The sequence below is a fragment of the Micromonospora sp. LA-10 genome (genome assembly GCF_051853095.1).
GTDB classification, from domain to species: Bacteria; Actinomycetota; Actinomycetes; order Mycobacteriales; family Micromonosporaceae; genus Micromonospora; species Micromonospora echinospora_A.
In genome coordinates this window covers 5,123,035-5,137,511 of record NZ_CP195710.1, presented here as the reverse complement: position 1 = coordinate 5,137,511, position 14,477 = coordinate 5,123,035, and the positions used below count along the sequence as shown (strand labels likewise).

Genomic DNA, 14,477 nt, shown 5'->3' with positions numbered 1-14,477 from the left:
CTCAGGCGTGCCCGTTGAACGCGTCGCGCATCCGGGAGAAGAAGCCGCCCTGCTTGCTCAGCTCGGCGACCTCCTCGCCGCGGGTCTTGGCGAAGTCGCGCAGCATCCGCTCCTGGTCGGCGTCGAGCTTGGTCGGGGTACGCACGTCCAGGTGCACGTAGAGGTCGCCCCGGCCGGTGCCGCGCAGGTGCGGTACGCCCCGGGCGCGCAGCCGCAGCGTGCTGCCGGGCTGGGTGCCGGGCTTGACGTCGACGGCTTCCTCGCTGTCGAGCGTCTTGATGGTCAGCCGGGTGCCGAGCGCGGCGGCGGTCATCGGGACCGTCACCCGGCAGTGCAGGTCGTCGCCCTTGCGGGAGTAGACGTCGTGCGGCCGCTCGTGGATCTCCACGTAGAGGTCGCCGGCGGTGCCGCCGCCCGGGCCGACCTCGCCCTGCTGGGCGAGGCGGATCCGCATGCCGTCCTCGACGCCGGCCGGGATCTTGACGGTCAGCGAGCGGCGGGTACGCACCCGGCCCTCACCGGCGCAGGTCGGGCAGGGGTGCGGGATGGTGGTGCCGTAGCCCTGGCAGACGGTGCACGGTCGGGCGGAGACCACCTGGCCGAGGAAGGTGCGCTGCACCGACTGCACCTCGCCCCGGCCGCCGCACGCCTCGCAGGTGGCCAGGTGGGTGCCGGCGGCGGTGCCGGCGCCGGAGCAGGTGGTGCAGAGCACCGCGGTGTCGACGGTGATCGGCGCCTCGACGCCGAACGCGGTCTCGTTGAGGTCCAGTTCCAGGCGCAGGATCGCGTCCGCGCCGGGGCGGGTGCGCGGCCGGGGACCCCGGCTGCCGCCCGCCGCGCCGCCGAAGAACGCGTCCATGATGTCCTGGAAGCCGACGAACGGACCGGCGCCGCCGGGCCCGCCCGGGCCGCCCATGCCACCGCCGCCGGGGGCGAGCGGGTCGCCGCCGAGGTCGACGATCTGCCGTTTCCGGTCGTCCGAGAGGACCTCGTACGCGGCGTTGATGTCCTTGAACTTCTCCTGGGCCTCCGGGTCCGGATTGACGTCCGGGTGGTACTGCCGCGCCAGCTTGCGGTAGGCACGCTTGATCTCGTCGTCGGAGGCGTCCCGGCTCACGCCGAGAATGCCGTAGTAGTCCCTGGCCACTGCGTTAGGTGTCCTCATGTTCGTCTCGCGTCGCTCCGGTCGTCGGCCGCAACCGGCCGTCGGCCCTGACTGGTCAGTTCTGGGCCAGAAGTTCGCCCACGTAGCGTGCCACGGCTCTCACCATGGCGATATTGCCGGGGTAGTCCATCCGGGTCGGGCCGAGCACGCCGAGCCCACCGACGATGGTGCTGCCCGGTCCGTAGCCGGTGCTGACCACCGAGGCGGCCCGCAGGTTGTCGAACTCGTTCTCGTCGCCGATCAGCACGCGGGTGGTGCTCGGCTCCGTCTCGCCGATCAGTTTGAGCAGCACGACCTCTTCTTCGAGCGCCTCCAGGATCGGCCGCAGCGAGCCCTGGAAGTCGAGCAGGCCGCCCCGGGTGAGGTTGGCCTGCCCGGCCAGCGCGAGGCGCTCCTCGTGGCGTTCCACGAGCGTCTCCAGCAGCACGGTGGAGAGCGTGGTCATGGCCGGGCGCAGATGCGGCGCGGACTCGTCCACCAGGGCCTCCACCAGCGGCGGCGTCTCGGAGAGCTGACTGCCGACCAGCTTCTCGTTCACCAGCCGGCGCAGGTCGGTCACGTCGTCGGCGGGCACCGGGGCGGGCAGCTCGACGAGCCGCTGCTCGACCCGGCCGGTGTCGGCGATCATGACGACCATCAGCCGGGTGGTGGAGATCGGCACCAACTCCAGGTGACGCACCTTGGACCGGGCGAGGCTCGGGTACTGCACCACGGCGACCTGCCGGGTGAGCTGGGCGAGCAGCCGGACCGTACGGTGCACCACGTCGTCGAGGTCGACCGCGCCGACCAGGAAGCGCTCGATGGCGCGGCGCTCGGCCGGGCTGAGCGGCTTGACCCGGGAGAGACGGTCCACGAAGAGGCGGTAGCCGCGGTCGGTGGGCACCCGGCCGGCACTGGTGTGCGGCTGCCGGATGTAGCCCTCCTCCTCCAGCACCGCCATGTCGTTGCGCACCGTCGCCGGGGAGACGCCGAGCTGGTGCCGCTCGACCAGGGCCTTGCTGCCCACCGGCTCCTGCGTGGCGACGTAGTCCTCGACGATCGCGCGCAGCACGGCGAGTTTGCGGTCGTCGAGACCCATGTCCCCACCTCCTGACACACCTCGGCCGGGCCGGCACGCGGCATCCGCCGGGCGGCTGGCACTCGACTGTAGCGAGTGCCAGTCTACGTCGGCACCCCCGCCGACGCGATGATCGCCTGACGGACCTGCGGTGCGGCCCGCCACACCGCCCGGCACACCAGGGCCGAACAGCCGGTCACGCTGGGTCTGTGTCGCTCTGGTGCCACTTGCCCGGTGGCCCTACCGTGACGTGCATGACTGAACCTCCTCGCCCTCCCGGAGCAGGGGACTCCGGCCCCCAGCCCGACCCGTCGGCGCCCTACGGCTCCGGCGAGCCGCCCACCGCTCCACTGTCCGGCGCGCCGGGCGCGGGCGGGTATCCCCCGCCCGGTGACTATCCGCCCCCGGGCGGCTACCCGCCTCCGGGCGGGCAACCTCCGCCGGGCGACTACCCGCCCCCGGGCGGTTACCCCCCGCCGGGCGGCACGCCGGGCTACGGCGCCGGCTACCCCGCCGGTGGCGGCTTTCCCGGTGGTGGCGGCTACGGCCCGGCCGGGTACGCCAACAACGACGAGAAGACCTGGGCCCTGGTGGCGCACTTCGGTGGCGCCGCGGGCGTCATCGTCGGTGGCGGTCTGCTCGGCTGGGTCGCCCCGCTGATCGCGATGATGACCCGCGGTCAGCAGTCGCCGACCGTGCGCGCCCACGCGGTCGCGGCGCTGAACTTCCAGATCACCTGGACCATCGCCAGCGTGCTCGCCTGGGTGATCACGGTCGTCACCTGCGGGATCCTGTTCTTCATCCCGATGCTGGTCTGGCTGGTGCCGCTGATCTTCGGGATCATCGGCGGGGTCAAGGCCAACGAGGGTGTGCTCTACCGCTACCCGATGACCTACAACTTCATCAAGTGACACCGCCGGCCGGCCGCGGGGGCGGCCGGCCGGTGCCGGTCACGGCAGCAGGTCACGGACCACCGCGTCGGCCAGCAGCCGTCCGCGCAGCGTCAGCACCACGAGCCCGCGCGCGTACGCCCCGGCGTCGAGCAGCCCGGCGTCCCGGGCCCGCTCGGCGCCCGCCCGGCCGGGCTCGTCCAGCACGTCCAGCGGCAGCCCGGAGGCGAGCCGCACCCGCAGCATCACGTCCTCCATGTGCTGCTCGTCCGGGCTGAGCACTTCCCGGGCCAGCGCCGGCGAGGCGCCCTCGGCCAGCCGCGCCGCGTACGCGCTCGGGTGCTTGACGTTCCACCAGCGCACGCCGCCGACGTGGCTGTGCGCCCCCGGGCCCAGGCCCCACCAGTCGGCGCCGGTCCAGTAGAGCAGGTTGTGCCGGCACCGGGCCGCCGCCGAGCGGGCCCAGTTCGACACCTCGTACCAGGAGAAGCCGGCCGCGCCGAGCGCCGCCTCCGCGGCCAGGTAGCGGTCCGCCGCCACGTCGTCGGAGGGGTACGGCAGCTCGCCCCGGCGCATCCGCGCGGCCAGCCGGGTGCCGTCCTCCACGATCAGGGCGTACGCGCTGACGTGGTCCACGCCCGCCTCGACCACCTGGGCCAGCGAGGCGGCGAAGTCGTCGGCCGTCTCGCCCGGCGTGCCGTAGATCAGGTCCAGGTTCACGTGGTCGAACCCGGCGTCGCGCGCCTCCAGCGCGGCGGCGGTGGCCCGGCCCGCGCTGTGCCGACGGTCGAGCACCGCGAGCACCCCTGGCGCGGCCGACTGCATGCCCAGCGAGATCCGGGTGTACCCGGCGGCCCGCAGCGTCTTGAGCGACTCCGGGGTCACCGACTCGGGGTTGGCCTCGGTGGTCACCTCGGCGTCGGCGGCCAGCCCCCAGACGCGGTCGATGCCGTCGAGGATCCGGGCCAGGTCGTCGGCGGGCAGCAGGGTCGGCGTGCCGCCGCCGACGAACACGGTGTCGACCCGGGGCGGCGGCGAGTCGCCCAGCACCCGGGCGGCGAGCGCCAGCTCGGCCAGCACGGAGTCGGCGTACGTCTCCCGGCTCGCCCCGCCGCCCAGCTCGGCGGCGGTGTACGTGTTGAAGTCGCAGTAACCGCACCGGGAGGCACAGAACGGGACGTGCACGTACACGCCGAAGCCGCGCGCGCCGACGGTGCGACGGGCGGTGGCTGGGAGCGATCCGTCGCGCGGGACGGGTTCGCCTTCTGGAAGGACGCCGGGCATGGCCACTAGTGTGCCCGGCATGACCTCTCCGGACGCTCTCGTGCGAGTCGCCACGGCCCGTGGGGTGACCACCCTCACCCTGGACAGCCCGCACAACCGCAACGCGCTCTCCACGCCCCTGATGACCCAGCTGCTGGCCGGGCTGGCCGACGCGGTCGCCGACGACGCGGTACGCGCGATCGTGCTCGACCACACCGGCCCGGTCTTCTGCTCCGGCGCCGACCTGAAGGAGACCGCCGCCGCGTACGCCAGCGGGACGGTGCCCGCCGGGATGCTCGGCGACGTGCTGGTCGCGGTGCGGGAGTGCCCGAAGCCGGTGCTGGCCAAGGTGGCCGGGCCGGCCCGGGCCGGTGGGCTGGGCCTGATCGCCGCCGCCGACCTGGCGGTCTGCGCGCAGGAGGCGACGTTCGCGTTCACCGAGGTGCGGATCGGGGTGATCCCGGCGGTGATCTCGGCGACCGTGCTGCCCCGGCTGGGCCAGCGGGCCGCCGCCGAGCTGTACCTGACCGGCGACACCTTCGACGGCCGTCGCGCCGCCGAGGTCGGCCTGGTCACCGCCGCGGTGCCGGCCGACGAGCTGGACGCCGCCGTCGAGCGCTACTGCGGCTCGCTGGTCAAGGGCGCGCCGGGGGCGCTGGCCGGGGCGAAGGAGTTGCTGCGCCGCCCCGCCGCCACGGACCTGCGGGCCGAGATCGCGGAGTTGGCGGCGCTGTCCACCGGGTACTTCCTCTCCGACGAGGGGCGTGAGGGCGTCATGGCGTTCCGGGAGAAGCGGCCCGCCGCCTGGGTGCCCGCCGGGGACTGAGGCGCGCGGCGGGCCCGGCTCGACGCCTTCGGTGGCGGCGGGCCCCGCCCGGCGGCGCGGCGTGGCCGGTCACGCGGTGACGGGACGGCCACTCGGACGAGAGGCGCGGGCGCGGGGCCGACGTACGCTTGGCGGACTGTCGGGACAGGGGGTGCGGGTGCGGACGCGAGCGGCGATCGTGGCAACTGGTGTTGCGGTGTGCGTACTGGCCCTGCTCGCGGTCTACGTCGTGACCAAGCAGTTCGGCGAGCACCTGCGGCTTCCCCTGGCCAGCCGGACCTGCACGGTGCAGGCCGACGGCGAGGTGGTGCTCGGCGCCGACCAGATGGCCAACGCGGCGACGATCGCGGCCATCGGGATGCAGCGCCGGATGCCCGAGCGGGCGGTGGTGGTGGCGCTGGCCACCGCGTACCAGGAGTCGCACCTGCGCAACATCGCGCACGGCGACCGTGACTCGCTCGGCCTGTTCCAGCAGCGCCCGAGCCAGGGCTGGGGCACCCCGGAACAGGTCCAGGACCCGCGGTACGCGGCGAACAAGTTCTACGCCGCGCTGAAGAAGGTCAAGGGCTGGGAGCGGATGCGGGTCACCGACGCCGCCCAGCGGGTGCAGCGGTCGGCGTTCCCCGAGGCGTACGAGAAGTGGGCCGACGAGTCGGAGGTCCTGACCCGCGCGTTGCTCGGCCACGCGACCGGCGCGGTGGCCTGCACGGTGAGTTCGCCGCCGACGATGCGCGGGCCGGCCGCCGCCAGCGCCGTGCTGGAGAGCCTGTCGCTGGACTGGGGGCTGCCCCGGCTGGCCACGGCGACGGACCTGACCGCGCTCACCGTGCCGGCTGGCGACGACCGTAACGGCTGGCGGTACGCGCACTGGCTGGTGTCGCACGCCGACGACCACGGCGTGAAGAAGGTCCGCTTCGGCAACCTGGAGTGGACGGCCGAGCAGGGCTCCTGGGCCCGGGTGAAGGGCGATCCGGCCACCGAGGTACGCGCCGAGGTGTTCGCGGCGGCCTGACCGGCCCGCCTCCTCAGCCCTTCACGGCTCCGGCGACCAGGCCGGAGACCATCCGGCGCTGCACCAGCAGGAAGAAGATGATCACCGGCAGGGTGAACAGCGTGGACGCGGCCATGACCGAGCCCCACGCGGTGTCGTCGCGGCCGAAGAAGAACGTCATCGCCACCGGCAGCGTGTACTTCTGCTGGTCGTTGATGAACGTCAGCGCGAAGATCAGCTCGTTCCAGGCGGTGATGAACGAGAAGATGCTGGTGGCGACCAGCCCGGGCGCGACAAGCGGGAACAGCACCTTGCGGAACGTCTGGGCCCGGCTGGCCCCGTCGATGGCGGCGGCCTCCTCCAGCTCCTTCGGCACCGCGGCGACGAAGCCCCGCAGCATCCAGACCGCGAACGGCAGCGAGAAGCCGAGGTACGTGAGGATCAGGCTGGGCAGCGTGTTGTAGAGGCCGAGCCGCTGGATCATCAGGAACAGCGGGATGACCAGCGCCTCCAGCGGGATCATCTGCACCACCAGCAGCATGATCAGGAACGTGGTGCGCAGCTTGAACCGGAACCGGGCCACCGCTGTCGCGGCCAGCAGCGCGACCAGCCCGCTCAGCAGCACCGTCGCCAGCGCGACCAGCGCGCTGTTGAGGAAGAAGTCGGTGAACGTCACGCCCGGGATCAGGTTGCCGGTGAGGATCTCCCGGTAGTGCTCCAGCGTCGGCTCCGCCGGCACCGGCCGGGGCGTGGACGAGAAGATTTCCCGGTTGGGCTTCAGCGACGTCGCCACCATCCAGTAGACCGGGAACGCGGCGAAGAGCGCGACCAGCAGGCCCGCGCCGTTGAGGGCGATCTTCTTCATCATTCGTCCTCCTGCCGCAGCACCATGCGGACGTACAGGGCGGTCACCGCGAGCAGGATCACGGTGAGGATCACCGCGATGGCGGAGCCGAGGCCGTACTTGGGCGGTGGCGAGAACGCCTCCGCGTACGAGTAGATCGACAGCATGAACGTCGACCGGTCCTGGGTGCCGCCGGCCAGCACGAACTGCTGGGTGAAGACCTTGAAGTCCCAGATCGTGGAGAGCACCACGAGGATGCCGAAGACCGGCCGCAGGATCGGGAAGGTCACCGACCAGAAGACCTTCCACGGACCGGCGCCGTCGACCCGGGCCGCTTCCTGCAACTCCGTCGGCACGCTCTTGAGCCCGGCCAGCACGCTCACCGCGATGAACGGGAAAGAGTGCCAGACCACCACGAGCGTCAGGATCGCGAAGAACATCAGCGGGTCGTTGAACCAGCCGTACCCGGTCCAGTCGCTGCGCCCGAACAGGGCCGTGGAGAGCCCGTCGGGGAGCTTGTTGAACAACCACGTGACCAGGCCGCTCGTGTCGTCGAAGATCCATTTCCAGACGATGGTGCCGGTCAGCGCCGGGGTGGCCCAGGCGAGCATCACGCAGCTCGCCACGAACGTGGCCATCTTCCTGCCCAGGCGGTTGAGCAGCAGCCCGACCAGGGTGCCGAGGATCATCGTGAGCGCCACGTTGGCGACCGCGAACAGCACGGTGTTGCGCAGCACCGTACGGAAGAACGGGTCGCCGAGGATCTGCGCGTAGTTGGCCAGGCCGACCCAGGGCCACTCGCGGTCGCCGCGCAGCTGCCGGACGCTGTCCAGCTTGTGGAAGGACATCCACACGACCTGGCCGAGCGGCCAGAGCAGCAGCACGGCGATGATCGCCAGGCAGGGCAGGAGCAGCAGGTACGGAAGGTGGTCCACCCGGCGACGGCGCCGCCGCGCGGGGGTCTCCCGCGCGGCGGCCTCGCCGGTGGCCTCGGTCAGCGTGGTCACTTGGCGTTGAGAATGCTTTCCATCTCGGTGGCCGCGTCGGCGGTGGCCTTCTCGACCGTCTTCTGGCCCTTGATGACCGAGCTGTTCATCGCCTGGGTCACCGTCTTGGTCCGGCTGACCTCGACCCACTTCGGGGTGAGCGGGGTCAGCTTGGTGTTCTGGATGGCGGTGGCGAACGCGGCCATCACCTTGTCGTTGGCGTAGTCGCCGCTGCTGACCAGGTCCTTGTAGACCGGGAAGAAGCCGAGGCTGCTCGCGAACTCCTTGTCCTTCTGCTTGCTCAGCAGCACAGTCATGTAGTCCCAGGCCAGCGACTGCCGCTCGCTGTCCTTCCAGATGGCGATGTCGGAGCCACCGGCGAACGCCGGGGCGGCCTTGCCGTCCGGGCCGGGAATCGGGAACGTGCCCCAGACCTTCTCGATGTCCGGGTTGTCCTTCTTCATCGCGCCGCCCTGCCAGCTGCCGGCGAACGCCATCGCGGCCTTGCCCGTGGCGAACTGGGTACGGGCGTCGACCTCGTTCCACGCGGCGGCGGCCGGCGGGGCGACCTTGTGCACGGTCACCAGGTCGGTCCAGAACTTGACCGCCTTCTGCGCCTCGGGGGTGTTGTAGCCGGACTTCCAGGCGTCGCCCTCCTTGGTGGCGATCTCCGCGCCGGCACCCCAGAGGAAGGAGTAGAACGGCAGCTCGGAGTTGCCGGGCAGGGCGATGCCGTAGGTGCCGGGCTTCTTGGCCTGCACGGCCTTCGCGGCGGCGACCATCTCGTCCCAGGTCGTCGGCGGCTTCACGCCGGCCTCGGCGAACCAGTCGGTCCGGTAGTAGACGGCCCGCACGCCGGCGTACCACGGCACGCCGTACTGCTTGCCGTCGAGCTGGGCGTTCTTGACCAGGTCGGGCAGGATGTCCTTGCCCTCGGACCAGCCGTTGAACTTGTCCGTGACGTCGGCGAGGGCCTCCTGCGCGGCCCAGCCCTGAGTCTCGGTGTTGCCGAGCTCGGTGACGTCCGGGCCCTCCCCACCGGCGAGCGCGGCCTGGAACTTCTTCGGCGCCTCGAGCCAGGGGATGTACTGCACCACGACGTCGGTCTCGGGGTGCTTCTTCTTGAATTCCGCCTCGACGCCGTCGAGGAACGCGGTCTGGGCGTCGCCGCCCTCACCCATCATCCACACAGTGAGCTTGCTGTTGTCGGCGGCCTTGTCGTCGTCGCCGGAGCCACCGCACGCGGTCAGCACCAACGCGGCCGACGCCACGATGGCGGTGACCGGAGCCAGCCGCTTCCACCTGTTCACGCCATATCTCCCTCAGGGCCGTTTGGCACTAACCTTCTCCGCCGCACCTTAGTAGGAAAATTTCCTTTACAACAGGGGGTGTTCGCGACGGAGGGCAGAGGCGACCGTATCGCAGCCGAGGGCCCGGCCGACATCGATGCCGTCCGGGCAGTTCGGAGCCCACGAACGCCGACGGGCGCCCGGCCGATGAGGCCGGGCGCCCGTCGAGGCGCGTGGTGCGGGGTCAGTAGCGCGAGACGCCGCGGCGACGGCCGACGCCGGCCACCAGGGCCACGGCGATCGCAGCGAAGAGCACCTGCAGCATCAGCTCGCGCCAGTCGATACCGGCGGTCTCGGCGAAGCCGGAGGCCCGGGCCACGATCGTGCCCAGAAGCGCGGCGCCGACGCCGATCAGCATGTGCAGCCAAATCGGCATGTTCTGCCGGCCCGGCACGACCAGCCGGCCCAGCGCGCCGACGATCAGACCAACGACCAGCGCCGTGATGATGCCCCAAACGGTGAGCTCCATGGTCGCCCTCCTCCTTAAGATCGGGTCACACATTTCGTGTGGTTACTGTCGTGATCGCTAAGTTCCCGACCGCCTCGAAATCCAAACCGACTCCGATGACGAATTGTTCAGACGTACCCTGACCTGCTGCTTCTCCCCGAAACCCGGCGCGGCGGGCGGAGCCTGCGCACCGACGGGGTTCAATGCGCCGAATACGCCGACGGGCGCCCGGCCTCATCGGCCGGGCGCCCGTCGAGGCGCGTGGTGCGTCGATCAGTAACGCGAGACGCTGCGGCGGCGGCCGACGCCGGCCACCAGGGCCACGGCGATGGCGGCGAGCACGACCTGCACGGCCAGCTCGGCCCAGTCGATGCCGGCGGTCTGCGTCGCGATGCCGAGCGCGCGGGCCAGGACGGTACCCAGCAGGGCGGCGCCGACACCGATCACCATGTGCAGCCACATCGGCATGTTCTGGCGGCCCGGCACGACCAGCCGACCCAGCGCGCCGACGATCAGACCCACGACCAGCGCGGTGATGATGCCCCAGACGGTGAACTCCACGGTCGGTCCTCCTAAAGCGATTTCGCACGTTCTGTGCGGTTGCTGTCGTGCCCGCTAAGTGCCCGACGCATCGAAAACCGAAACCGGCCGCATCGACCGCCACTCCCCCGGCCAGGGCGAACCCGCAGGTGGGAGCGCTGCCACCGCCTGAAAATTCCTGGGTACGCGAACCGGCCGGCGCCCTGAAGAGGACGCCGGCCGGTTCGTGGAGCCTGACTGGTTACTTCTTGCCGGCGGGCTTGCCGTCGCCGGAGTCGGACGAGAGCGCGGCGATGAACGCCTCCTGGGGGACCTCCACCCGGCCCACCATCTTCATCCGCTTCTTGCCCTCCTTCTGCTTCTCCAGCAGCTTGCGCTTACGGCTGATGTCACCGCCGTAGCACTTGGCGAGCACGTCCTTGCGGATCGCGCGGATCGTCTCCCGGGCGATCACCCGGCTGCCGATCGCCGCCTGGATCGGCACCTCGAACTGCTGGCGCGGGATCAGCGAGCGCAGCTTCGCCGCGATCGTCGTGCCGTACGTGTACGCCTTGTCCTTGTGCACGATCGCGCTGAACGCGTCGACCGGCTCGCCGTGCAGCAGGATGTCGACCTTCACCAGGTCGGACGCCTGCTCGCCGGAGGGCTCGTAGTCGAGCGAGGCGTAACCCTTGGTGCGGCTCTTGAGCTGGTCGAAGAAGTCGAAGATGATCTCGGCCAGCGGCAGCGTGTAGCGCAGCTCCACCCGGTCGGCGGAGAGGTAGTCCATGCCGAGCAGGCTGCCCCGGCGACCCTGGCACAGCTCCATCACCGCGCCGACGTAGTCGTTCGGGGTCAGCACCGTCGCCCGCACCGTCGGCTCGTACACCTCGGCGATCTTGCCGGTCGGGTACTCGCTCGGATTGGTCACCACGATCTCCTCGCCGTCCTCCTGGATGGCGCGGTACACCACGTTCGGCGCGGTGGAGATCAGGTCGAGGTTGAACTCCCGCTCCAGCCGCTCCCGGATGATCTCCAGGTGCAGCAGGCCGAGGAAGCCGCAGCGGAAGCCGAAGCCCAGCGCGCCGGAGGTCTCCGGCTCGTAGACCAGCGCGGCGTCGTTGAGCTTGAGCTTGTCCAGCGCCTCGCGCAGGTTCGGGTAGTCCGAGCCGTCGATCGGATAGAGACCCGAGTAGACCATCGGCTTCGGGTCCTTGTAGCCGCCGAGCGCCTCCTTGGCCGGATTGCCGTTGATGGTGACCGTGTCACCGACCCGGGACTGGCGCACGTCCTTCACGCCGGTGATCAGGTAACCCACCTCGCCGACGCCGAGCGCGTCGGCCTTGACCATCTCCGGCGAGATGACGCCGATCTCCAGCAGCTCGTGCACGGCGCCGGTGGACATCATCTTGATCCGGTCCCGGGCCGAGATCCGGCCGTCGATCACCCGGACGTACGTGACCACGCCCCGGTAGACGTCGTACACCGAGTCGAAGATCATCGCGCGGGCCGGCGACTGGGCCTCACCCACCGGCGGCACGAACTGCCGGACGATCTCGTCCAGCAGGTAGGGCACGCCCTCACCGGTCTTGCCGGAGACCCTGATGCAGTCCGCCGGGTCGCCGCCGATCAGGTGCGCCAGCTCCTCGGCGTACTTCTCCGGCTGGGCAGCCGGCAGGTCGATCTTGTTGAGCACCGGGATGATGTGCAGGTCGTTCTCGAGCGCCAGGTAGAGGTTGGCGAGCGTCTGCGCCTCGATGCCCTGCGCCGCGTCGACGAGCAGGATCGCGCCCTCACAGGCGGCCAGCGAACGGGACACCTCGTAGGTGAAGTCCACGTGGCCCGGAGTGTCGATCATGTTGAGCACGGCGGTCTCACCAGCCCGGTCGCCCTCGCGGATCGTCCACGGCATCCGCACGGCCTGGCTCTTGATGGTGATGCCGCGCTCGCGCTCGATGTCCATTCGGTCCAGATACTGCGCGCGCATCTGCCGTGGGTCGACCACACCGGTGAGCTGCAACATCCGGTCGGCCAGGGTCGACTTCCCGTGGTCGATGTGGGCGATGATGCAGAAGTTCCGGATGCGCGCCGGGTCGGTGGCACCAGGAGCGTTCGCGCCGGGATCGAGCGTCGGTGGCACAGCGGTCCGTTCTGGTCGGCTGACGTGAGCGGGCCGGCGCGCCGCCGGCCCCCTCCATGGTCCCACGTCGTCCGGGGCGCGCCCGGACTCCCCCTTTACTCCAGGGCTATTCGACGGGTGGCTCGACGAAGAGGGTGGCCAGCCTCGGCAGCCGGCGACGGGCCTCGTCCTCGTCGTCGAAGTCCCAGAAGTCGTTCAGGTCGGGCACCGGCACCGGGTCACGCTCGGCCGGCAGATCGGTCGCGGTGGCCTTCCGGTACGCGTCCCACGGCACCGCCAGCATCTGCTCGCACTCGAACTCCTCGCCGCTGAGCGCCGCCGACCGAACCTGCGGCAGCTCGGCGAGCGAGTCCGGGTCGCCGACCGCCTTGGCGAACACCGCCCGGCCCTGGGTCATCAGCCAGCCCCGGAAATACTCGAAGCCGTCGTCGGACGCGCCCCCGTTGATCAGGTACGCCGCGCCCCAGAGGTCGACCCGGTAGGAGGCGGCGAGCACCCGCCGCTGGTGGTGGGCGTACCCGACGATCTCCTCCGGGTCGCGCGCGGCCAGCAGCGCGACCGCCCGGGCGGCGACGGCGTCGGGCTCTCCCCCGGCCCCGGCGCGGGCCTCGTCGATCAGCTGCCAGAACTCGTCGGTCCTCATGGTGGGCAGTCTGGCAGAGCCCTCCGACGAGTGGTCCGCGGTGCGCGTTCGGTGCGCCGGGCACGGCCCCGCGTGCGGCAGCATGGTGCGGTGCGCGCGATCTCACTCCCGCCGGTTCCGTACGGGTCGACGGCCGTGCGGCCAGGCTGGGCCGACCTGCCGGCCGGGCTGCGGGACGCGCTGGCCGCCCGGCTCGGCGGCCCGCCGGCTGCGGTCCGGTTGGCAGCCGGCGGGTTCACCAGCGGCTTCGCCGCCGTACTGACCGGTCCCGCCGGTGAGCGCGTGTTCGTCAAGGCGGCGGCGCTGGACGGGCAGCGGCACCTGGTCGACTGGTACGCCCACGAGGCGGCGATCCTGGCCCGTCTCCCGGCCGGCCTGGCGGTGCCCCGGCCGCGCTGGGCGCTCACCGAGTCCGGCTGGTACGCGCTCGCGCTCGACGCGATCGACGGACACACCCCCCGGCTGCCCTGGGCGCCGGCCGAGCTGGACGCCGCCCTGGCCACGTACGCCGAGGTGGCCGCCGCCCTCGCCGAACCGCCCGCGGAGCTGGCCGCGCTCCCGCTGCCCCGCCTCGCGGACCTGGCCCGCGACGACATCCTCTGGTGGGGCGAGGTGGCCGCCGGGCGTGAGCCGCTGCCCGAGCCGGCGGCCGGCGCCCCGCTGGCCGAGCTGGTGGCGCTGGAGTCGCGCCTGCCCGGGTACGCCGACGCGGCCCCCGGGCTCGCCCACGGCGACCTGCGGGTGGACAACCTCCTGATCGACGCGGACGGGCGCGCCTGGCTCTGCGACTGGCCGTGGCTCTGCCACGGGCCGGGCTGGTTCGACCTGGCCGGGCTGCTGCTCACCGCGTATGCCAGCGGCCTGGACGCGGACGCCGCGTTCGCCGGGCACCCGGCCGCGGCGGGCGCACCCAGGGACGCGCTGGACGTGACGCTGGCCGCGCTGGCCGGCTACTACCTGACCGGAGCCGCTGCCGGACCGTCGACGGCGTCCCCGCACCTGCGCGCCCACCAGCGCTGGAGCGGCGAGCAGGCACTCGGCTGGCTGGCCGAGCGGCGAGGCTGGTCCTGGACGCGCCCCGCCCCTTCCCCTTGATCGACACCAGTACGGGGAGGTGGTGGCATCACACCGGCCCTGACCACACCACCTCCCCGAAGTGGTGGCCCACCCGACCCGGTCAAGCCGCCTCCACCCCGCGAACCGGCCCCTCAACCCTTGATCCACACCAGTTCGGGGAGGTGGCCAGATCACACAGCCGTTTGACCCCCACCTCCCCGAACTGGCGAAGCACTCCACCTGACCGCTCGCCCTTGATCCACACCAGTACGGGGAAGTGGCGGCATCACACGGGCCCTG

General features: G+C 71.6%; 14 protein-coding genes. 4 read left to right on the top strand and 10 right to left on the bottom strand.

Going from position 1 to position 14,477, the window contains the following annotated elements:
• Position 1: 1 nt before the first annotated feature.
• Together dnaJ and hrcA are read right to left on the bottom strand one after the other, a co-directional pair.
• Positions 2 to 1,147, bottom strand: coding sequence for a molecular chaperone DnaJ (gene dnaJ, locus ACSDG8_RS24240; RefSeq protein WP_192900100.1), 1,146 nt, complete (start codon positions 1,145 to 1,147; stop codon positions 2 to 4).
• Positions 1,148 to 1,220: 73 nt separating this feature from the next.
• Positions 1,221 to 2,243 carry a heat-inducible transcriptional repressor HrcA gene (hrcA, locus tag ACSDG8_RS24235; protein WP_210898087.1) on the bottom strand — a complete coding sequence of 341 codons (1,023 nt, stop codon included), beginning with the start codon at positions 2,241 to 2,243 and terminating at the stop codon, positions 1,221 to 1,223.
• A 233-nt stretch (positions 2,244 to 2,476) separates the two neighbouring features.
• On the opposite strand from hrcA, the gene ACSDG8_RS24230 reads away from it, so the two are divergent.
• Complete coding sequence (locus tag ACSDG8_RS24230) at positions 2,477 to 3,133, top strand: DUF4870 domain-containing protein (protein ID WP_210898085.1); 657 nt, start codon at positions 2,477 to 2,479, stop codon at positions 3,131 to 3,133.
• A 39-nt stretch (positions 3,134 to 3,172) separates the two neighbouring features.
• Here ACSDG8_RS24230 and hemW read toward each other — a convergent pair whose 3' ends face one another.
• Positions 3,173 to 4,396, bottom strand: a complete 1,224-nt coding sequence (gene hemW / locus ACSDG8_RS24225; RefSeq protein ID WP_210898083.1) for a radical SAM family heme chaperone HemW — start codon at positions 4,394 to 4,396, stop codon at positions 3,173 to 3,175.
• A gap of 19 nt (positions 4,397 to 4,415) precedes the next feature.
• On the opposite strand from hemW, the gene ACSDG8_RS24220 reads away from it, so the two are divergent.
• Both ACSDG8_RS24220 and ACSDG8_RS24215 read left to right on the top strand, forming a co-directional pair.
• Positions 4,416 to 5,201, top strand: coding sequence for an enoyl-CoA hydratase-related protein (locus ACSDG8_RS24220; protein ID WP_210898081.1), 786 nt, complete (start codon positions 4,416 to 4,418; stop codon positions 5,199 to 5,201).
• 151 nt (positions 5,202 to 5,352) lie between these two features.
• Complete coding sequence (locus tag ACSDG8_RS24215) at positions 5,353 to 6,213, top strand: hypothetical protein (protein WP_210898079.1); 861 nt, start codon at positions 5,353 to 5,355, stop codon at positions 6,211 to 6,213.
• Between the two features lie 13 nt (positions 6,214 to 6,226).
• Here ACSDG8_RS24215 and ACSDG8_RS24210 read toward each other — a convergent pair whose 3' ends face one another.
• The 7 genes from ACSDG8_RS24210 to ACSDG8_RS24180 all read right to left on the bottom strand — a co-directional run bounded on the left by ACSDG8_RS24210 (position 6,227) and on the right by ACSDG8_RS24180 (position 13,121).
• The gene (locus ACSDG8_RS24210) at positions 6,227 to 7,060 is read right to left on the bottom strand and encodes a carbohydrate ABC transporter permease (protein WP_030503115.1); all 834 of its coding nucleotides are present in this window, start codon (positions 7,058 to 7,060) and stop codon (positions 6,227 to 6,229) included.
• Positions 7,057 to 8,043 (bottom strand): carbohydrate ABC transporter permease, encoded by a 987-nt coding sequence (locus ACSDG8_RS24205; RefSeq protein ID WP_210898077.1) that lies wholly within the window; start codon positions 8,041 to 8,043, stop codon positions 7,057 to 7,059. The genes ACSDG8_RS24210 and ACSDG8_RS24205 overlap by 4 nt, the downstream gene beginning before the upstream one ends.
• Positions 8,040 to 9,332: a sugar ABC transporter substrate-binding protein gene (locus ACSDG8_RS24200; RefSeq protein WP_210898075.1), complete on the bottom strand. Its 1,293-nt coding sequence runs from the start codon at positions 9,330 to 9,332 to the stop codon at positions 8,040 to 8,042. The genes ACSDG8_RS24205 and ACSDG8_RS24200 overlap by 4 nt, the downstream gene beginning before the upstream one ends.
• 223 nt (positions 9,333 to 9,555) lie before the next feature.
• A complete protein-coding gene (locus ACSDG8_RS24195; RefSeq protein WP_210898073.1) occupies positions 9,556 to 9,840 on the bottom strand; it encodes a GlsB/YeaQ/YmgE family stress response membrane protein in 285 nt (94 codons plus the stop codon).
• A gap of 252 nt (positions 9,841 to 10,092) precedes the next feature.
• Positions 10,093 to 10,380 (bottom strand): GlsB/YeaQ/YmgE family stress response membrane protein, encoded by a 288-nt coding sequence (locus ACSDG8_RS24190; protein WP_013287984.1) that lies wholly within the window; start codon positions 10,378 to 10,380, stop codon positions 10,093 to 10,095.
• A 220-nt stretch (positions 10,381 to 10,600) separates the two neighbouring features.
• The gene (gene lepA, locus ACSDG8_RS24185) at positions 10,601 to 12,478 is read right to left on the bottom strand and encodes a translation elongation factor 4 (protein WP_210898071.1); all 1,878 of its coding nucleotides are present in this window, start codon (positions 12,476 to 12,478) and stop codon (positions 10,601 to 10,603) included.
• A gap of 106 nt (positions 12,479 to 12,584) precedes the next feature.
• Positions 12,585 to 13,121, bottom strand: a complete 537-nt coding sequence (locus ACSDG8_RS24180; protein ID WP_210898069.1) for a DUF4240 domain-containing protein — start codon at positions 13,119 to 13,121, stop codon at positions 12,585 to 12,587.
• A gap of 90 nt (positions 13,122 to 13,211) precedes the next feature.
• On the opposite strand from ACSDG8_RS24180, the gene ACSDG8_RS24175 reads away from it, so the two are divergent.
• A complete protein-coding gene (locus ACSDG8_RS24175) occupies positions 13,212 to 14,216 on the top strand; it encodes a phosphotransferase family protein (protein WP_210898067.1) in 1,005 nt (334 codons plus the stop codon).
• Positions 14,217 to 14,477: the final 261 nt, after the last annotated feature.